21 protein-coding genes are annotated in these 18,809 nt (G+C 65.1%); 18 read left to right on the top strand and 3 right to left on the bottom strand.

All coding sequences use genetic code 11. The features are described from left to right. Window positions 1–21 precede the first annotated feature (21 nt). The 9 genes from ACYVHH_RS10575 (at window position 22) to ACYVHH_RS10535 (ending at window position 9,483) form a co-directional block, all read left to right on the top strand. A complete protein-coding gene (locus ACYVHH_RS10575) occupies window positions 22–1,626 on the top strand; it encodes an FAD-dependent oxidoreductase (RefSeq protein WP_460565103.1) in 1,605 nt (534 codons plus the stop codon). An 18-nt stretch (window positions 1,627–1,644) separates the two neighbouring features. After that, entirely contained in the window at window positions 1,645–1,851 is a 207-nt protein-coding gene (locus ACYVHH_RS10570) for a DUF2783 domain-containing protein (protein WP_460565102.1), read from the top strand. Window positions 1,852–1,862: 11 nt separating this feature from the next. Further along, window positions 1,863–3,179, top strand: a complete 1,317-nt coding sequence (fahA, locus tag ACYVHH_RS10565) for a fumarylacetoacetase (protein ID WP_460565101.1) — start codon at window positions 1,863–1,865, stop codon at window positions 3,177–3,179. Between the two features lie 310 nt (window positions 3,180–3,489). Beyond that, window positions 3,490–4,527 (top strand): TRAP transporter substrate-binding protein, encoded by a 1,038-nt coding sequence (locus ACYVHH_RS10560; RefSeq protein ID WP_460565100.1) that lies wholly within the window; start codon window positions 3,490–3,492, stop codon window positions 4,525–4,527. Window positions 4,528–4,542: 15 nt separating this feature from the next. Further along, window positions 4,543–5,112 carry a TRAP transporter small permease gene (locus ACYVHH_RS10555; RefSeq protein WP_460565099.1) on the top strand — a complete coding sequence of 190 codons (570 nt, stop codon included), beginning with the start codon at window positions 4,543–4,545 and terminating at the stop codon, window positions 5,110–5,112. A 1-nt stretch (window position 5,113) separates the two neighbouring features. Then, a complete protein-coding gene (locus ACYVHH_RS10550; RefSeq protein ID WP_460565098.1) occupies window positions 5,114–6,430 on the top strand; it encodes a TRAP transporter large permease in 1,317 nt (438 codons plus the stop codon). A gap of 137 nt (window positions 6,431–6,567) precedes the next feature. Further along, entirely contained in the window at window positions 6,568–7,563 is a 996-nt protein-coding gene (locus ACYVHH_RS10545; protein WP_460565097.1) for a Bug family tripartite tricarboxylate transporter substrate binding protein, read from the top strand. A gap of 21 nt (window positions 7,564–7,584) precedes the next feature. After that, window positions 7,585–8,505: an NAD(P)-dependent oxidoreductase gene (locus tag ACYVHH_RS10540; protein WP_460565096.1), complete on the top strand. Its 921-nt coding sequence runs from the start codon at window positions 7,585–7,587 to the stop codon at window positions 8,503–8,505. 3 nt (window positions 8,506–8,508) lie between these two features. Further along, window positions 8,509–9,483 (top strand): AEC family transporter, encoded by a 975-nt coding sequence (locus tag ACYVHH_RS10535; protein ID WP_460565095.1) that lies wholly within the window; start codon window positions 8,509–8,511, stop codon window positions 9,481–9,483. Here ACYVHH_RS10535 and ACYVHH_RS10530 read toward each other — a convergent pair. Next, window positions 9,459–10,412, bottom strand: coding sequence for a LysR substrate-binding domain-containing protein (locus ACYVHH_RS10530; RefSeq protein ID WP_460565094.1), 954 nt, complete (start codon window positions 10,410–10,412; stop codon window positions 9,459–9,461). The two genes, ACYVHH_RS10535 and ACYVHH_RS10530, sit on opposite strands and share 25 nt — an antisense overlap. A gap of 132 nt (window positions 10,413–10,544) precedes the next feature. On the opposite strand from ACYVHH_RS10530, the gene ACYVHH_RS10525 reads away from it, so the two are divergent. The 9 genes from ACYVHH_RS10525 (at window position 10,545) to ACYVHH_RS10485 (ending at window position 18,070) form a co-directional block, all read left to right on the top strand. After that, window positions 10,545–11,234 carry a substrate-binding domain-containing protein gene (locus tag ACYVHH_RS10525; protein ID WP_460565093.1) on the top strand — a complete coding sequence of 230 codons (690 nt, stop codon included), beginning with the start codon at window positions 10,545–10,547 and terminating at the stop codon, window positions 11,232–11,234. Window positions 11,235–11,265: 31 nt separating this feature from the next. Continuing rightward, window positions 11,266–12,306 (top strand): amidohydrolase family protein, encoded by a 1,041-nt coding sequence (locus tag ACYVHH_RS10520; protein WP_460565092.1) that lies wholly within the window; start codon window positions 11,266–11,268, stop codon window positions 12,304–12,306. A gap of 128 nt (window positions 12,307–12,434) precedes the next feature. Continuing rightward, on the top strand, window positions 12,435–13,118 hold the full coding sequence (gene ligK / locus ACYVHH_RS10515) for a 4-carboxy-4-hydroxy-2-oxoadipate aldolase/oxaloacetate decarboxylase (RefSeq protein ID WP_460565091.1): 684 nt from the start codon (window positions 12,435–12,437) through the stop codon (window positions 13,116–13,118). Between the two features lie 13 nt (window positions 13,119–13,131). After that, window positions 13,132–14,064, top strand: coding sequence for an amidohydrolase family protein (locus ACYVHH_RS10510; RefSeq protein WP_460565090.1), 933 nt, complete (start codon window positions 13,132–13,134; stop codon window positions 14,062–14,064). A 3-nt stretch (window positions 14,065–14,067) separates the two neighbouring features. After that, window positions 14,068–14,511, top strand: a complete 444-nt coding sequence (gene ligA / locus ACYVHH_RS10505) for a protocatechuate 4,5-dioxygenase subunit alpha (protein ID WP_460565089.1) — start codon at window positions 14,068–14,070, stop codon at window positions 14,509–14,511. Between the two features lie 4 nt (window positions 14,512–14,515). After that, window positions 14,516–15,370, top strand: coding sequence for a class III extradiol dioxygenase subunit beta (locus tag ACYVHH_RS10500; RefSeq protein WP_460565087.1), 855 nt, complete (start codon window positions 14,516–14,518; stop codon window positions 15,368–15,370). Window positions 15,371–15,380: 10 nt separating this feature from the next. Continuing rightward, window positions 15,381–16,331, top strand: a complete 951-nt coding sequence (locus ACYVHH_RS10495; RefSeq protein WP_460565086.1) for a Gfo/Idh/MocA family oxidoreductase — start codon at window positions 15,381–15,383, stop codon at window positions 16,329–16,331. An 85-nt stretch (window positions 16,332–16,416) separates the two neighbouring features. Then, on the top strand, window positions 16,417–17,421 hold the full coding sequence (locus ACYVHH_RS10490; protein WP_460565085.1) for an aldo/keto reductase: 1,005 nt from the start codon (window positions 16,417–16,419) through the stop codon (window positions 17,419–17,421). Between the two features lie 34 nt (window positions 17,422–17,455). Further along, window positions 17,456–18,070, top strand: a complete 615-nt coding sequence (locus ACYVHH_RS10485; protein ID WP_460565084.1) for a LysE family translocator — start codon at window positions 17,456–17,458, stop codon at window positions 18,068–18,070. 2 nt (window positions 18,071–18,072) lie between these two features. On the opposite strand, the gene ACYVHH_RS10480 is transcribed toward ACYVHH_RS10485, so the two are convergent. Both ACYVHH_RS10480 and ACYVHH_RS10475 read right to left on the bottom strand, forming a co-directional pair. Then, on the bottom strand, window positions 18,073–18,438 hold the full coding sequence (locus ACYVHH_RS10480) for a group I truncated hemoglobin (protein ID WP_460565083.1): 366 nt from the start codon (window positions 18,436–18,438) through the stop codon (window positions 18,073–18,075). 36 nt (window positions 18,439–18,474) lie between these two features. After that, a complete protein-coding gene (locus ACYVHH_RS10475; protein WP_460565082.1) occupies window positions 18,475–18,681 on the bottom strand; it encodes a hypothetical protein in 207 nt (68 codons plus the stop codon). Window positions 18,682–18,809: the final 128 nt, after the last annotated feature.

Genomic DNA, 18,809 nt, shown 5'->3' with positions numbered 1-18,809 from the left:
CGGACGTCGTTGGGACACACCATGCTCAAGACCTATACCTACCCCGAATACGCCTACCGTCAGAGCGAAGAGCAGCGCAGCGGCGCGCTCAAGCGCCATCCGGTGGTCATCATTGGCGCTGGCCCCATCGGCCTGACCCAGGCACTCGACCTGGCCTACCGTGGCGTGCCTACGGTCATTCTTGACGACAACAATACCGTCAGCGTGGGTTCGCGCGCGGTGTGCTACGCCAAGCGCCCGCTCGAGATCTGGGACCGCCTGGGCCTGGGCGAGGAGTTCGCCGACAAGGGCGTGCAGTGGAAAGTGGGCAAGGTGTTCTTCCGCGACGACCTGACCTACACCTTCGACCTGCTGCCCGAGGCCGACCACAAGATGCCGGCCATGATCAACTACCAGCAGTACCACCTGGAAGAGCGCATGGTGAAGGCCTGCGACGAATCCCCGCTGGTGGACCTGCGCTGGAAGCACAAGGTGCTGGCCATCGAGCAGGCCGACGATTTCGCCACCCTCACCGTCGAGACGCCGGACGGCATCTTCAAGATGGAGGCGCAGTGGATCATTGCCGCCGACGGCGCCAACAGCGATACGCGCCGCATGATCGGTGCCGACTTCACTGGCCAGTTCTTCCAGGACCGCTTCCTGATCGCCGACGTGGTGATGAAGGCAGGCTTCCCGACCGAACGCTGGTTCTGGTTCGACCCGCCTTTCCACCGCAACCAGAGCGTGCTGCTGCACAAAGAGGCCGACGACGTCTGGCGCATCGACTTCCAGCTCGGCTGGGACGCCGACCCCGTGGAAGAAAAGAAGCCCGAGAACGTGATCCCGCGCATCCAGGCCATGCTGGGCAAGGACGTGGAGTTCGAGCTGGAATGGGTGTCGGTGTACCAGTTCGCCTGCCGCCGCATTGACCAGTTCCGCCACGGCCGCGTCATCTTCACTGGTGATGCAGCGCACCAGGTGTCGCCCTTCGGCGCGCGCGGTGCCAATACCGGCGTGCAGGACTGCGACAACCTGAGCTGGAAGCTCAGGGCCGTGCTCGATGGCGCCGCGCCGCTGGCCCTGCTCGACACCTACCACGAAGAGCGCGCCTACGCGGCCGACGACAACATCGGCCACTCCACCCGCGCCACCGACTTCATCACGCCCAAGAGCCGCGCTTCGCTGCGCCTGCGCAATGCCGTGCTGGAATTGGCCCGTACCGAGCCCTTCGCCCGCCCGCTGGTCAACAGCGGCCGCCTGTCCACGCCCACGCCGTACCTGCGGTCGTCGCTCAACACGCCCGACAGTGCCGTGTTCGCGGGCAAGATGCTGCCTGGCACCAACTGTGCCGATGCCCCCATCGAGCGCGACGGCAAGAGCGCCTGGTTGCTGGAGCAACTTGGCAAGGGCTTTGTGCTGCTGAGCTTCGGCCCCGCGCAACCCGTCACGGTCGGCGGCATAACCGCCCAGGTGCTGGAAGTGGGCAAGGACATCATCGACGCCAAGGGCGTGCTCAAGGCCCGTTACGATGGCCAGCCAGGCACGGTTTACCTGATCCGTCCCGACCAGCACGTGGCCGCCCGCTGGCGCCAGTTCGACGCAGGGCAGGTGCAAGCCGCCATGCGCCGCGCCCTCAAGCTGCAGTAAACAAGAGTGAGACAGACCATGGCACTCAACCGTGAACCCAACATCCCCGATCAGGACGTCTTCTACGCCGACCTCATCAACGCCCAGCGCGACCTGAGCGACGAACAGGCCGACATGATGCTGGCCAAGCTGGTGCTGATCCTGTGCAACCATATCGGCGACCGCGACGTGCTGAACGAGGCCATCGCCCTGGCGCGCGACAACACGCTGGCTGCGGCTGCCTGACATTGCAGAAGATGACGATGCTCAACGAAACCCACGACCCCGCTCTGCGCAGCTGGGTGGCTTCGGCCAACCAGCCGGGGTGCGATTTCCCCATCCAGAACCTGCCATTCGCGGTGTTCCGCCGCAAGGGCGCTGGCGAAGCCTGGCGCTGCGGCGTGGCCATTGGCGACCAGATTCTGGACCTGGCCGCCGTGGCTCGAGCCGGTGTGCTGCAGGGCCTGGCCGCCGAAACGGCCCAGGCTGGTGCGCAGGACAAGCTCAACGCGCTGATGGCCCTGGGGCCGCAGGCCTGGTCCGCTTTGCGGCAGGCGCTGTCTGCCGCGCTGCGCGAGGGCAGCGCCGCTCAGGCCGCACTCAAGCCTTGCCTGGTGCCGCAGGCCGTTGCCGAGTACGACGTGCCAGCCCGCATTGGCGACTACACCGACTTTTACACCTCGGTCCACCACGCCACCAACATCGGCAAGCAGTTCCGCCCGGACAATCCGCTGCTGCCCAACTACAAGTGGGTGCCCATTGGCTACCACGGCCGCGCCAGCAGCATTGGCGTGTCGGGCCAGGCCTTCGCGCGGCCCAAAGGCCAGGTCAAGGCGCCCGACGCCGAAGTCCCCGTGCTGGCCGCCAGCAAGCGCATGGACATCGAACTGGAGCTGGGCGTCTTCATCGGCACGGGTAACGAGCTGGGTGACCCCGTGAGCATCACCGAGGCCGAAAGCCATGTGTTTGGCATCTGCCTGCTCAACGACTGGTCTGCGCGCGACATCCAGGGCTGGGAATACCAGCCGCTGGGCCCGTTCCTGTCCAAGAACTTTGCGTCCACCATTTCCCCCTGGGTGGTCACGCTGGAGGCGCTGGCGCCATACCGCGTGCCCTTTACCCGGCCCGAAGGCGACCCGCAGCCCCTGCCGTACCTGGATTCCCCGGCCAACCGCAGCGGCGGCGCCTTCGACATCCAGCTGCAGGTGGGCCTGCAGACCGGCCGCATGCGCGAAGCGGGGCAGGGCGACGTGCAGATCAGCCGCACCAGCTACCGCCACGCTTACTGGACGGTGGCACAGATGGTCACGCATCACACCGTCAACGGCTGCAACCTGCAGCCGGGCGACCTGCTGGGCACCGGCACACTTTCCGGTCCCACGCTGGACCAGGCGGGCGCGTTGATCGAGCTTACGCTCGGTGGCAAGCAGCCCGTGCAGCTGCCCGATGGCGACACCCGCACTTTCCTGCAGGACGGTGATTCGGTGGTGTTGCGCGGCTGGTGCGAGAAGGCTGGCGCGGCGCGCATCGGCTTCGGCGAGTGCTGGGGTACCGTGCTTCCTGCCCGGCCCTGAGAAAACGCGGCGCCGCCAGCGCCAGTGCTGGCGGCGTTTGTGTGTGATCCATATCAGATCGGCATAACAGATAGGCTTTACCGCGTGAGCTATGTCGCAAAGCATGCGCTACAGTTCGCCAGCCTTTCCTCTGAGAGACGGTTGCGTGGGCGACCCCAGGGTTAACCCTGAGTCTCTCGGATATTGTTATCCGATATAGTTATATTGAATAACTACTTCGTGCCGATGGCCAGGTCTCCACAAAAAAACGGACCGGGCCGGGGGACGGTGCGAAGAGGCAGTGATTTTTTGTCATCAAGGAGACTTCCCCATGAAAAAGCTCAAGTTCCGCGCCATCGGCCTGGTGTGCGCAACACTCTTTGCAGGCAGCGCCATGGCGCAGCAGGTCACCCTGCGTCTGCACCAGTTCCTCCCGCCGCAGGCCACCATCCCCGCCAAGGCGATCATTCCCTGGGCTCAGAAGGTTGAAAAAGAGTCCGGTGGCAAGATCAAGGTCCAGCTGTTCCACGCCATGCAGATGGGCGGCTCGCCCGCGCAACTGTTCGACCAGGCCAAGGACGGCGTGGCCGACATCACCTGGACCGTGCTGGGCTACACCCCGGGCCGCTTCGTCAAGACGGAAGTGTTCGAGATTCCGTTCATTGCCCCTTCCGGCCCGAACGCTGGTGAGATCACCTCCAAGGCCGCCTGGGAATACGTGGAGAAGTTTGCCGCCGACGAGTTCAAGGACGTCAAGCTGATCGCCGTGCACACCCACGGCCCCGGCCTGTTCCACACCAAGCAGCCCGTCACCGGCCTGGAAACGCTGCGCGGCATGAAGATCCGCGGTGGCACCCGCATCGTCAACAACATGCTGGTCAAGCTGGGCGCCACCCCGGTGGGCATGCCCGTGCCGGCCGTGACCGAGGCGCTGTCCAAGGGCGTCATTGACGGCACCACCATTCCGTGGGAAGTGGGTCCGTCGCTGAAGGTGACCGAACTGGTCAAGAATCACACCAGCTTTGCCGGTGACAAGGGCCTGTACAACATGGCCTTCGCCTTCAGCATGAACAAGGCCACCTACGACAAGCTGCCGCCCGACCTGAAGAAGGTGATCGACAACAACTCCGGCCTGGAAGCCGCTGCCATGTTCGGCCGTGCCATGGACGAGGGCGACAAGGCTGGCCGTGACATCGCGGCCAAGGCTGGCAACAATCTGGTCACTCTGGACGCGGCCGAGACGCAGCGCTGGCTGCGCACGGCGAGTTCCGTGGAGAGCGACTGGGTGGCTGACATGGCCAAGAAGGGCATCGATGGCAAGAAGCTTGCCTCCGAAGCTCGCGCTTTGATCGCCAAGCACAGCAAATAAGTTGCACAATAATGCATGCGCATGGCCATGGTGGCCATGCGCGTTGTTTTTGAGGACGACAACATGATGGCCTGGGTATTCAGGAGCGCCAAGTGGTCCGCCGTGATTGGCGGCATTGTCTTGTGCGCGATCACGCTCATGAGTGTGGCCAGCATCACGGGCCGTGCGCTGATAGGCGTCGGTCTGGGGCCGGTGCCAGGGGACTTCGAGATGGTGGAGGTGGGCACGGCCGTGGCGGTGTTCTTCTTCCTGCCGTGGTGCTACCTCAAGGGTGGTCACGCCACGGTGGACCTGTTCTACATGCATCTGCCCAAGGCCGTGCAGTGGCTGGTGGTGACCCTCAGCGACGTGATCATGCTCGTGCTGTGGCTGGCGCTGACCTGGATGCTGTGGCAAGGCATGCTGGAAAAGCGCGAGTACTTCGAAACCACCTTCATCCTGCAGATGCCAGTGTGGTGGGCCTACGCGCTGTGTCTGGTGGGTGCCGTCATCGGCTGCCTGGCCTACATCAGCAAGACCCTCATCCAGTTCGGGCTGGCCTCGTATCCGCAGGGCTGGACCATCGATTCTTCCGGAGGACATTGACATGTCGGGTATTGAACTGGCCGCATGGTCTTTCCCGGTTCTGCTGGCGCTCATCTTCATCCGCGTGCCCATCGGCCTGGCCATGGCCGTGTGTGGTCTGGTGGGGGCGTACTTCATCTATGGCACGCCTACGCCCATCCTCAACCAGCTCAAGCAGGTCACCTACAGCACCTTCTCCAACTACAACCTGTCGGTGATCCCGCTGTTCCTGCTGATGGGGCAGTTTGCCGCGCTCGGCGGGCTGTCGCAGGCGCTGTTCAAGGCGGCCGAGGCCTGGATCGGCCACCGCAAGGGCGGCGTGGCCATGGCCGCCGTGGGCGCCTGCGCCGGTTTCGGCGCGATCTGCGGCTCCTCGCTGGCCACCGCCGCCACCATGGGTCAGGTGGCACTGCCTGAACTCAAGCGCGCAGGTTACTCCGGGGCGCTGTCCACGGCCTGCCTGGCCGCTGGCGGCACGCTGGGCATCCTGATCCCGCCCTCGGTGGTGCTGGTCATCTACGCCATCCTGACCGAGCAGAACATCGCCAAACTCTTCCTGGCGGCGTTCATTCCCGGCATCCTGGCGGCGGTGGGCTACATCATCGTGATCTCCATCTACGTGCGCCTCAAGCCCGGCAGTGCCGGCAAGATGGACCCGATCCCGATGAAGGACCGCTGGGTGGCCACCGCCAAGGTCTGGCCCGTGCTGGTGATCTTCCTGGCCGTGGTTGGCGGTATCTACACCGGCATCTTCACGCCCACCGAAGGTGCGGCCGTGGGTGCCTTTGGCACCGGTGTCGCGGCCTGGGCCGCAGGCGGCCTGACCTCGCGCACGCTGCGCAACGCCATCTACGGCACGGCCGTGGCCACGGGCATGATCTTCATGATCGTGCTGGGCGCGGGCCTGTACAACACCTTCCTGGCGCTGTCGCAACTGCCGCAGGAAATGGCGCAGTGGGTCATCGGCCTGGGCATGAGCCCCTGGTTCGTGCTGACCACGGTGCTGGTGGTGTACCTGCTGCTGGGCTGCGTGATGGATTCGCTGTCGATGATCCTGCTGACCATCCCGATCTTCTTCCCGATGATCATGGGCCTGGACTTCGGGCTGAACCCGGAAGAAACGGCGATCTGGTTCGGCATCCTGGTGCTCATCGTCGTGGAGGTCGGGCTGATCACACCGCCGGTGGGCATGAACCTGTTCGTGATCAACAACATGGCCAAGGACACGCCCATCGTGCAGACCTACCGTGGCGTCACGCCCTTCGTCATCAGCGACCTGGTGCGCACGGCCATCCTGGCGGCGTTCCCGGCCATCACGCTGTTTGCCCTGCGGCTGTGATGCTTGAGGTGGCCGGCCATAGCAGAGTGTGATAACTGCTAGCCTGCCACTCGCGTTGTCCGAGCGACAAAGACTGCGTACATTGCAGTTTTTGTCGCTTTTTTTATTGCCTCACACAACCAGCAGGAGACACCACCATGCAAAGTTCAACCAAAGTGCGGCGCTCGCGCCTGTGGTTCACCGCAGGCTTGGCTGCGGCGGTTCTCGGGCTGGCGCCGCTTCACGTGGCTGCCCAGGCCTTTCCAGGCAAGCCGGTGCGCATCGTCGTGCCCTTCGGCCCCGGTGGTGTGGGCGACCTGACGGCCCGTGCCGTGGCCGCCAAGCTGGGGGACATCTGGGGGCAGGGCGTGGTGATCGACAACCGGCCGGGTGCCGGTGGCGTGGTGGCGGCGGAAAGCGTCGTCAAGGCAGAGCCGGACGGTCACACACTTTTCCTCATGTCCAACGGCACGGCGGTTACGCAGGCCTTGTTCCAGCGGTTGCCGTTCGACACGGTGCGGGACTTCGCGCCCGTGTCGACGCTGGGGTATTTCGACATCGCAGTGGTCGTGCCCGCGTCCTCGCCTTTCAAAACCTTTGGTGAACTGCTCGCGCACGCCAAGGCCCATCCTGGCAAGGTGAACGTGGGCAGCATCAATGTGGGCAGCACCCAGAACCTGGCGGCTGAACTCTTCAAGAGCACCGCGGGCATAGACGCGCAGGTGGTGCCCTACAACGGCACGCCCGCCTTGCTGGCGGCCATGCGGGGCGGGCAGCTGGACGTGGCGGTGGAAATCCTGGGTCCGGTGCTGCCGCAGGTGCAGGCCAAGACCATGCGCGTGCTGGCGGTGACCGGCGACAAGCGCTCCATCGTTCTGCCCGACGTGCCCACCGCCAAGGAAAGCGGCGTGCCGGCGTTCGTCGCCTCGTCCTGGAATGCGCTGGCAGCGCCTGCGCGCACGCCGCGCGAGGTGGTTGCCAAGATCAACCGCGACATTGCCACGGCGCTGGCGTCTCCCGAGGTCAGGCAGAAACTCCAGGAGCTCAACGTCGAGGCCCGGGGCAGCACCCCGGAGCAGTTGTCCGAACTGCTGGCCAGCGACATCAGGCGCTGGTCCGACGTCATCCAGAAGGCGGGCATCCCCCGTCAATGAACCACCATCAAAGGCACAGGCATGCAGCCGTTTCGCATCGGTTTTGTCGGGTACGGTGAAGTCGGCAAGATCTTCACCCACGCGTTTGCCGCCCAGGGGCTGCCCTGGGTGGGCGCGTGGGACCTGAATTTCGCCAGTCCCGGCGGGCAGCAAGCGCAGCGCGAACATGCCGCGCAGGCCGGTGTGCACGCGTGCGGGTCCGCGCAGGAAATGGCGGCCGAGGCGACGCTGGTCGTGTCGGCGGTGACGGCGTCGAACACGCTGGCCGTGGCCCGGGACGTGGCAGCGGCCATCAAGCCTGGTACCTATTTTCTGGACCTGAACTCGGCATCGCCGGGCACCAAGCAACAGGCAGCCGCCCTGATCGATGCCGCTGGCGGTCACTACGTCGAGGCCGGGGTGATGACTTCGGTGCCGCCCTACGGCATCCGCGTGCCCATGCTGCTGGGCGGTGCCCATGCCGCAGAACTGGCGCCACGCCTCACCGGCCTGGGCCTGGACGTGCAGGTTGTGTCGCCCGAGGTGGGCGTGGCTTCGGCCACCAAGATGTGCCGCAGCATCATGATCAAAGGGCTGGAGGCGCTGGTGCTGGAGAGCTACACCACCGCGCGCCACTACGGTGTGGAAGACGCCATGATCGCCACGCTGCAGGAGACCTTCCCCGGCATCGACTGGACGCGCCAGGGCGCCTATTTTTTCAGCCGGGTGGCGCAGCACGGCAAACGCCGTGCCGAAGAAATGCGTGAGGTGGCCAACACCGTGCGCGAGGCAGGCTTCGAGCCTTTCATGGCCAGCGCCATTGCCGGTAAGCACGACTGGATGGCGGCGCAGGCCCGCGCTGGCCACCTGCCCGGCGTCACCGCCACCTCACCCTGGCAAGACTATGCCGATGGCCTGCTGGCCGCACGAGACAAAGCGCCCGAGAGCGACAACCGGAACTGATTCATGCTCGACATCCTGGCCATCACCGGGCCGATCTACATCACCATTGCGCTCGGTTTCCTGAGCGTGCGCCAGAACCTCTTCACCCGTGCCGACATGCGCGTGTTCGGCAAGTTCGTGCTCAACTTCGCGCTGCCCGCCTTGCTGTTCGGCGCGCTGGCCCAGCGCAAGCTGTCGGAGGTGCTCAACCCGTCCTACCTGATCGCTTATGCGTTGGGGTCCATAACCGTCATCCTGCTGGTGCTGCTGTGGGCGCGCAAGGGGCTGGGCAAAACCCGTAGCGCCAGCGCCTACTTCGCTATGGGCATGACGTGTTCCAACAGCGGCTACGTGGGCTACCCGGTGCTGATGCTGACGCTGGGCCCCGTGGCCGGGGTGGTGCTGGCGTTGAACATGCTGATTGAAAACCTGCTGAAGCTGCCCTTCCTGATGGCCTACGCCGAGACAGACCCGGGGCCGGAGGGTGAGCACCAGTCCGTGGCGCAGGTGCTTTGGCAGACGCTGCTGCGGCTGCTGAAGAATCCGATGATCATTGGCATTCTGGCAGGCACGCTGGTGGCGGCCATGGGCTGGAAGCTGCCCCAGGTACTGGAGCGCACGGTGAGCCTGTTCTCGCTGGCCAGCGGACCACTGGCGCTGTTCGTCATCGGCGGCTCGCTGGTGGGGCTGGAGGTTCGCGGCATGCGGTCCGACGTGGCCCGCATTGCCCTGGGCAAGCTAGTGCTGCACCCGGTAGCGGTGCTGTTGGCGGTGCTGGCCTTGCCTTACCTAGGCCTGGCGGGGCTGGACGCCACCTTCCGCACGGCCGCCGTGCTGTCGGCCGCCATGCCCATGGTCGGCATCTATGCCATCCTGGCGCAGCGCCATGGCCACGACGCGGTCAGCGCGGCGGCGCTGCTCACCACCACGGCAGCGTCGTTCTTCAGCCTCAGCATCCTGCTGTGGGTGCTGCGTCAGCTGCCTGGCTGGCTTGGCTGATCCTTCGGGCCTGGTACAGCCGGTTCCGGAAACAGGTCGGCACAGACCTGTTGGATGAGTTTGGTGGTGGCCTGCAGCGTGAGCGTGGCGGGGCGCTGTGAGCTGCTGGCCAGCCACAGGCGGCTGCGCAGTGCCGGTGAGCCGATGCTGCGCACCGTGTAGGCCGACGGCCGGATCGAGCTGGCCACAGCATTGCGCGAGAGGATGGCGCAGCCCATGCCTTCGGCCACCAGGTCCAGAATGGCGGACACGCCGTCAATCTCCAGCACCACCACGGGGCGGCAGCCAATGTTGGCCATTTCTGACTCCACCTGCATGCGGATGGCGTTGGGGCGGCTGGGAATCACCAGCGGCAGATAGGCCACCTGCGCCAGGTCTATGGGGGGCGGTGGCGGGTCCTCCTGCAGACCAGGGGTGCGCGACTGCACCAGCACCAGCTCTTCGTCGAACAGGGGTTGCAGGTCAATCTCGGGTACGGGTTGCGCGTTGTGCAGCACCGCCAAGTCCAGGCGGCCGTTGAGCAGACCTTCCTGCATGCCGCTGGAAAGCCCTTCGGTAATGGACAGCTGCGCCTCGGGCAACTGGCGGCGGAAGGCGCGTGTGAGCGGCACGGTGAGCACGCGGGCCAGCGTGGGGGGCAGGCCAATGGCCACCCGCCCGGCCAACGCGCCGCGCACCCGGCCCAGGTCCTCGCGCGCGCGCTCCACTTGGTGCAATATGCCGCGCCCATGGTCCAGCAGCAGTTTGCCCGCTTCGGTGGGCACGGCGCCGCGCCCATTGCGCACCAGCAGGTTCTGGCGCAGTTCCACTTCCAGCAGCCGCACCTGGCGGCTCAGCGCAGGCTGGGCAATGTTGAGCGCATGGGCCGCCCGGGTGAAGCTGCCCAGTTCCGCCACCCGCACGAAGTATTCCAGCTGTTTCAAGTCCATATGGCGATTCTAGATAGGAAAGCTCTGGCTATGCTTGTTTGAGATAGCAGATAGACGTTGATCGCCCTTGGCACTGGGGGTGTCCTCGTCCAGAATGCGCTGCTGTAGATCACCATCGGCACCACTGCAGACATGAGCAAAGAGATTCGGGGCATTTCCTCCATGGCCACCCGCCTGGTGCTGGCCGAACTGGCAGACGCTTACCAGCAGCGCACCGGTGTGCGCGTGGCCATCGAGTCGGTGGGCGGCGTGGACGCCGCCAAGCGCGTGCAGGCGGGCGAGGCTTTCGACGTGGTCATCCTGGCGTCCGACGCCATCGACAAGCTCGTGGCGTCCGGCCACGTGGCGGCGGGCAGCCGGGTGGACCTGGTGCATTCCGGCGTGGCCATTGCTGTACGCGAAGGCGCGCCACACCCCGACGTGTCCACCGAAGACGCACTGCGCCAGGCGGTGCTGGCTGCGCGTACCGTCAGTTACTCCACCGGCCCCAGCGGCGTGGCCCTGGCCAAGCTGTTCGAGCGCTGGGGGATTGCCGACCAGATCCGTGACCGCATCGTCACCCCGCCGCCGGGCATTCCCGTTGGGTCACTCGTGGCCAAGGGCGAGGTGGAGCTGGGCTTCCAGCAGCTCAGCGAACTCATCAACCTGCCCGGCATCACCGTGCTCGGCCCCATGCCCCAGGCAGTCCAGATCGTCACCACCTTCTCGGGCGGCGTGTGCGCCAGTTCCGCCCAAGCCGACGCCGTGCGCGCCATGCTGGCTTTCATGGCGTCGCCCGACGCTGCCGAACCCAAGCGCCGCCAGGGCATGGACCCGGCATGAGCCCTTTTCTAGATTCAATGAGGAGAACCGCATGACCAAACCACTCATCATCGACGTACACGGCCACTACACCACGGCGCCCGCTGCCCTGGGCGCCTGGCGCGACCTGCAGATCGCTTCGCTCAAAGACCCGAGCAAGACGCCCGACCCCAAGAGCCTGAAGATAAGCGACGACGAACTGCGCGAGTCCATCGAGACCAACCAGCTCAAGCTGATGAAGGAACGTGGCAGCGACCTGACCGTGTTCAGCCCGCGCGCCAGCTTCATGGCCCACCACATTGGTGACTTCAACACCTCGTCCACGTGGGCCGCCATCTGCAACGAGCTGTGCTACCGCGTCAGCCAGCTGTTCCCAGACAATTTCATCGGCGCCGCCATGCTGCCGCAGAGCCCCGGTGTGGACCCGGCCACCTGCATTCCCGAGCTGGAAAAGTGCATCAAGGAATACGGCTTCGTCGGCATCAACCTCAACCCCGATCCGTCTGGCGGCCACTGGACCAGCCCCCCGCTGACCGACCGTCACTGGTACCCCATCTACGAAAAGATGGTGGAGTACGACATCCCCGCGATGATCCACGTCTCCACCAGCTGCAACGCCTGCTTCCACACCACTGGCGCGCACTACCTCAACGCCGACACCACGGCCTTCATGCAACTCATCCAGGGCGACCTGTTCAAGGACTTCCCGACGCTGAAGTTCCTGATCCCCCACGGCGGCGGCGCGGTGCCTTACCACTGGGGCCGCTTCCGTGGCCTGGCGCAGGAGATGAAGAAGCCCCTGCTGCAAGACCACCTGCTCAACAACGTGTTCTTCGACACCTGCGTGTACCACCAGCCCGGCATCGACCTGCTGACCAAGGTGATCCCGGTGGACAACATCCTGTTTGCCAGCGAGATGATCGGCGCCGTGCGCGGTATCGACCCCGAGACCGGCCACTACTACGACGACACCAAGCGCTACGTGGCGGCCACGCCCAACCTCACCGAGGAAGAGCGCTTCAAGGTGTTTGAAGGCAACGCGCGCCGGGTGTTCCCGCGCATGGACGCGGCCCTCAAAGCAAAGAACAGGTAACACCCCCGCCGCGCTCCGCGCGACCCCCTCAAGGGGGCGACACCAGCGGCCCGGCAAAGCCGGTTCCGCGGTGTCCCTGGAAACAAACCCTTCGCACAACCCCATGTGCATTGAATGAGGAGATGAAGATGTACGAACTTGGCGTTGTTTACCGCAACATCACCCGCGCCGACCGCGAGGTGACCGACAAGCTGGCTGCCCTGGGCTCTGCCACCGTGCACGAGGCCATGGGCCGCGTGGGTCTGATGAAGCCCTACATGCGCCCCATCCAGCAGGACGTGAACGTGTCCGGCACGGCCGTGACCGTGCTGCTGCAACCCGGCGACAACTGGATGATGCACGTGGCCGCCGAACAGGTGCAGCCTGGTGACATCGTGGTGGCCACCGTCACGGCAGACTGCAGCGACGGCTACTTCGGCGACCTGCTGGCCACCAGCTTCATGGCACGCGGTGCGCGCGGCCTCATCATCGAAGCCGGTGTGCGCGACACCAAGACGCTGCGCGAGATGAAGTTCCCCGTGTGGAGCCGCTACGTCTCGTCCAAGGGCACCATCAAGGCCACCCCGGGCTCGGTCAACATCCCCATCGTCTGCGCGGGCGCCTACGTTACCCCGGGTGACGTGATCGTGGCTGACGACGACGGCGTGGTCTGCGTGCCCAAGGCCCTGGCCGCCAAGACGCTGGCCGAGGCACAGAAGCGCGAAGCCAACGAAGGCGCCAAGCGCGATCAGCTGGCCGCAGGCGTGCTGGGCCTGGATATGTACAAGATGCGCGAGCCGCTGGCCGCCGCAGGCCTGAAGTACATCGACTGAGTGCGAGGACATCATGAGCAAACCCACCACGGGTGATTTCACCAAGACCGCTGGCTGGCTCGACTGGTACACCGGCCCCAGCAAGCCCAAATTCCAGCTGCCCGCAGGCGCGGTGGACGCCCACTGCCACGTCTTCGGCCCCGGCGCCGAATTCCCCTACGCGCCCGAGCGCAAGTACACCCCGTGCGACGCCACCAAGGCCGAGCTGTTCGCGCTGCGCGACCATCTGGGTTTTGCTCGCAACGTCATCGTGCAGGCCACCTGCCACGGCGCCGACAACCGCGCCATGGTGGATGCCTGCCTGGCCAGCGGCGGCAAGGCGCGTGGCGTGGCCACCGTCAAGCGCAGCGTCACCGACGAAGAACTGCAGCAACTGCATGCCGCTGGCGTGCGCGGCGTGCGCTTCAACTTCGTCAAGCGTCTGGTGGACTTCACCCCCAAAGACGAGCTGATGGAGATCGCGGGTCGCATCAGCAAGCTGGGCTGGCACGTCGTCATCTATTTCGAGGCGGTGGACCTGCCCGAGCTGTGGGACTTCTTCACCAGCCTGCCTACCACCGTGGTGGTGGACCACATGGGCCGCCCCGACGTGAGCAAGCCCGTGGACGGCCCGGAGTTCGAGCTGTTCCTGAAGTTCATGCGCGAGCACAAGAACGTGTGGAGCAAGGTGAGCTGCCCCGAGCGCCTGAGCGTGACCGGTCCCAAGGCCCTGGACGGCGAACAGGCCGCCTACCGCGACGTGGTTCCGTTTGCGCGCCGTGTGGTCGAGGAGTTCCCCGACCGCGTGCTGTGGGGCACCGACTGGCCGCACCCCAACCTCAAGGACCACATGCCCGACGACGGCCTGCTGGTGGACTTCATCCCGCACATTGCCCCCACGCCCGAGCTGCAGAAGAAGCTGTTGGTGGACAACCCGATGCGCCTCTATTGGCCTGAGGAGATTTGAATCATGGCACTCGACAAACCCTACCTTGACGTACCCGGCACCACCATTTTTGATGCCGAACAGTCCCGCAAAGGCTACTGGCTCAACCAGTTCTGCATGAGCCTGATGAAGGCCGAGAACCGTGAGAGGTTCAAGGCCAACGAGCGTGCCTACCTCGACGAATGGGCCATGACGGAAGACCAGAAGCTGGCCGTGCTGGCCCGCGACCTGAACCGCTGCATTGCCCTGGGCGGCAACATCTACTTCCTGGCCAAGATCGGTGCCACCGACGGCAAGAGCTTCCAGCAGATGGCGGGCTCCATGACCGGCATGACCGAAGAGGAATACCGCAACATGATGATCAACGGCGGCCGCTCTGCCGAGGGCAACCGCTACCTTGGCGAAAACGGCGACGCACAGCCGCAGAACCAGCCGCAAGGCGCCGCTGGCAAGAACAAAGGAGCCTGACACCATGGCACGCATCACCGCATCCGTCTTTACCTCGCACGTGCCTGCCATTGGCGCGGCCATCGACCTGGGCAAGACGCAGGAAGCCTATTGGCAGCCGCTGTTCAAGGGCTACGAGTTCTCCAAGCAGTGGATGAAGGACAACACCCCTGACGTGGTGTTCCTGGTTTACAACGACCACGCCACCGCCTTCAGCCTGGACCTGATTCCCACCTTCGCCATTGGCACGGCGGCGTCGTACCAGCCCGCCGACGAAGGCTGGGGCCCGCGCCCCGTACCCGTGGTGGAAGGCCACCCCGAACTGGCTTCCCACATCGCGCAGAGCGTGATCCAGCAGGACTTCGACCTCACCATCGTCAACAAGATGGACGTGGACCATGGCCTGACCGTGCCGCTGTCGCTGATGTGCGGCCAGCCTGAGAAGTGGCCCTTCAAGGTGATTCCCTTTGCCGTGAACGTGGTGCAATACCCCGTGCCGTCGGGCCGCCGCTGCTTCCAGCTGGGCCAGGCCATCCGCAAGGCAGTGGAAAGCTTTGACGGCGACCTGAACGTGCAGATCTGGGGCACTGGCGGCATGAGCCACCAGCTCCAGGGCCCGCGCGCCGGTCTCATCAACAAGGAATGGGACAACGCCTTCCTCGACAAGCTCATCGCCGACCCGGCCGCCGCCGCCGCCATTCCGCACATCGACTACGTGCGCGAGGCAGGCAGCGAAGGCATTGAACTGGTGATGTGGCTGATTGCCCGTGGCGCCATGGCCGATGTGGCTGGCGGCCCCGCGCCCAAGGTTGCGCACCGCTTCTTCCACGTGCCCGCGTCCAACACCGCCGTGGGCCACCTGATCCTAGAGAACGCATAAAGGAAAGACCATGACCATCAAAGTCGCACTCGCAGGCGCTGGCGCCTTCGGCATCAAGCACCTCGACGGCATCAAGAACATCCCCGACGTGGAAGTTGTGTCGCTGATCAGCCGCGACCTGGCCAAGACCCAGGAAGTTGCCGACAAGTACGGCATCAAGCATGTGACCACCGACCTGGCTGACAGCCTGGCCATCAAGGAAGTGGACGCGGTGATTCTGTGCACGCCCACGCAGATGCACGCATCGCAGACCAAGGCCTGTCTGGAAGCAGGCAAGCACGTGCAGGTGGAAATCCCGCTGTGCGACGTGCTGGCTGAAGGTGACGAAGTGGTGGCCCTGCAGAAGCAGACCGGCCTGGTGGCCATGTGCGGCCACACCCGCCGCTTCAACCCCAGCCACCAGTGGGTGCACAAGAAGATCACGGCGGGCGAGTTCAACATCCAGCAGATGGATGTGCAGACCTACTTCTTCCGCCGCACCAACATGAACGCGCTGGGCCAGCCCCGCAGCTGGACCGACCACCTGCTGTGGCACCACGCCGCGCACACCGTGGACCTGTTTGCCTATCAGGCGGGCAGCCCCATCGTGAAGGCCAACGCCATCCAGGGCCCCATCCACCCCACGCTGGGCATTGCCATGGACATGTCGATCCAGCTCAAGGCGGCCAACGGGGCGATCTGTACGCTCAGCCTGTCCTTCAACAACGACGGCCCGCTGGGCACGTTCTTCCGCTACATCGGCGACACGGGTACGTACATTGCCCGTTACGACGACCTGTTCAACGGCAAGGACGAGAAGATCGATGTGTCCAAGGTGGACGTGTCCATGAACGGCATTGAACTGCAGGACCGCGAGTTCTTCGCCGCCATCCGCGAAGGCCGCGAGCCCAACAGCAGCCTGGCCCAGGTGCTGCCGTGCTACCAGGTGCTGCACCAGCTGGAGCAGCAGCTCAACGCCTGATGGTTGCCGGGCGCAGCGCCTGAACCATCCACCCGACGGCTCCATCCTCACGGCTGGGGCCGTTTGCCATTCAAGGAGTTATTCGATGCAACAACGCCAATTGGGCCCCTTCAGCGTCAGCGCCATCGGCCTGGGCTGCATGAACATCTGCCACGCCTACGGCGCACCGGTTTCCGAGCAACAGGCCGAGCGTCTGCTGCTGGCCGCGCTGGACGCGGGTGTGACGCACTTTGACACGGCCGCGCTCTACGGCTTTGGCGCGAGCGAGACGCTGGTGGGCAAGGTGCTCAGCCCCCACCGTTCCAGGTTCACCCTGGCCAGCAAGTGCGGCATGACCGGCGTGGACGTGAATGGCGACGGCAAGCTCGTGCGCGTCATCGACGGGCGACCGGCCACCCTGAAAGCCACGTGCGAGGCCGCCTTGCAGCGCCTGCGCACCGACGTGATCGACCTGTACTACCTGCACCGCTGGGACAAGCAGGTGCCCATTGAAGACAGCGTGGGTGCGCTCGCCGATCTGGTGCGCGAGGGCAAGATCCGCTCTATCGGCTTGAGCGAGGTGTCTGCCGCCACGCTGCGCCGCGCCCACGCCGTGCACCCCATTGCCGCGTTGCAGACCGAGTATTCGCCGTGGACGCGCAACCCCGAGATCGCGGTGCTGGATGCCTGCCGAGAGCTGGGTGTGGCCTTTGTTGCTTTCAGCCCGGTGGGGCGGGGCTTCCTTACCAGCACGCCGCCTGACGTTAGCGCGCTGGACCCGAAGGACATTCGCCGCGCCATGCCGCGCTTTGCGCCAGCCAACTACGCGCGCAACCTGGAGCTGCTGCCTGCCTACAACGCGCTGGCTCAGCAGGCGGGTTGCACGCCCGCGCAACTGGCTATTGCCTGGCTGCTGCACAAGGCACCGCACATCCTGCCCATCCCGGGCACCACCAGTGTGGAACACCTGCACGAAGACCTGGCCGCCGCCGATGTGAAGCTGTCGCCAGAGTTGATGCGGCAGATTGACGACGTGATGCACGATAGACTGGTGGCTGGCAACCGTTACAACGATCAGGCGAACCGCGAGGTGGACACCGAGACCGCCTGAGTCGCTGACGGGCCGCCCTTACCAAGGTACACACATGGCACTCGACACCTGGCTCATCTACCTGGCCGCCGCCATCGGCCTGTCGCTGTCACCCGGCCCCAACGGGCTGCTGGCGCTCACGCACGGCGTGCTGCATGGGCGCGTGCGCACGCTCTACACCATCATGGGCGGGGCGCTGGGGTTCGTGGTCATCATCGCGCTGTCCATGTTCGGCATCGGGGCCCTGCTGCAGACCTCGGTGGTGTGGCTCACGGTGATGAAGTGGGTGGGCGGCGCCTACCTGGTGTGGCTGGGTATTCAGGTGTGGCGCGCGCCGCCCGTGGGTGTGGACCTGCCGCAGGACGGCAAGGCGCGCACCGGCGGCTCCCTGTTCCGCCAGGGGGCCTTGTCGGCGTTGACCAACCCCAAGGCGCTGCTGTTCTTCGCCGCGTTTCTGCCGCAGTTCATCGACCCCGCACGCAGCCTGTTTGTCCAGTTCCTCGTCATGGCGGGCACCTTCGCCGCCACCGAAGTCATCACCGAATGGCTGATCGCCAGCCTGGCGCACCGTGTGCGGCCTTGGCTGGAGCGGGTGGGGCGCCGCTTCAACAAGGTGTGTGGCGGCGTGTTCATGCTGATTGGCGCGGCCTTGCCGCTGCGGATGAACTGAGGTCAGATGCGTACGACCTCGCCCTTGAGCGACCAGAGAATCGCCAGCACTTCGCTGCTGGTCGACGGATCGACGTCGCAGGTGTTCAGCGCAGCCATCACGTCATCCACCACGGTGACGAATTCCTGCTCGCTGATGTTCATGCCCCGGTGCGTGTCCACCATGTTCTTGCCAGTGTAGGTCTGCGGGCCGCCAGCCCCGGCGCAGAAGAATTCCACCACGTGCTTTTCCACGCGGTCCAGGTCCGGGATGTTCTCGTAGCGGGTCTGCACCAGCGGGTTGGCCAGGTGGTTCTTGATGATCTCGCGCGTGATGCGTGCGATGCCTTCTTGGCCGCCAAGGCGGTCGTACAGGTTGGGGGTGCTCATGGTTCGTGACTCCTGGGAAAGTGTGACAACACGGCTTCAATGTCTGAGCAGCGGCGTCCACGACGCGTACTCCAGTTCACCCGCCGCGGGGGTGGACTCGCACAGTTCCTGGCGCAGCTGTTCCAGGCCCTGAGCCAGCGCGCGCTCAAGCTCCGGTAACTGCGCCAGGGTTGGCGCTGACGACAGGCTCAGTACGGCCTGCCCGTCATGGGGCAGTGAAAGAATCAGCAACTGGGTGCTCATGGCGTGCTCCTTTCTTGAGGACAGACCGGCATTTGCAGGCCTGTTGACGCCAGCATTGCAGCCGCGCGTTCCTGGAGTGTTCCTGGGATGGACGGTACTTGCTGGCGGGGCTGGCGAGGCACATACTG

Source organism: Hydrogenophaga aquatica (genome assembly GCF_054780915.1).
This window is presented reverse-complemented; position numbering and strand designations above follow the sequence as displayed.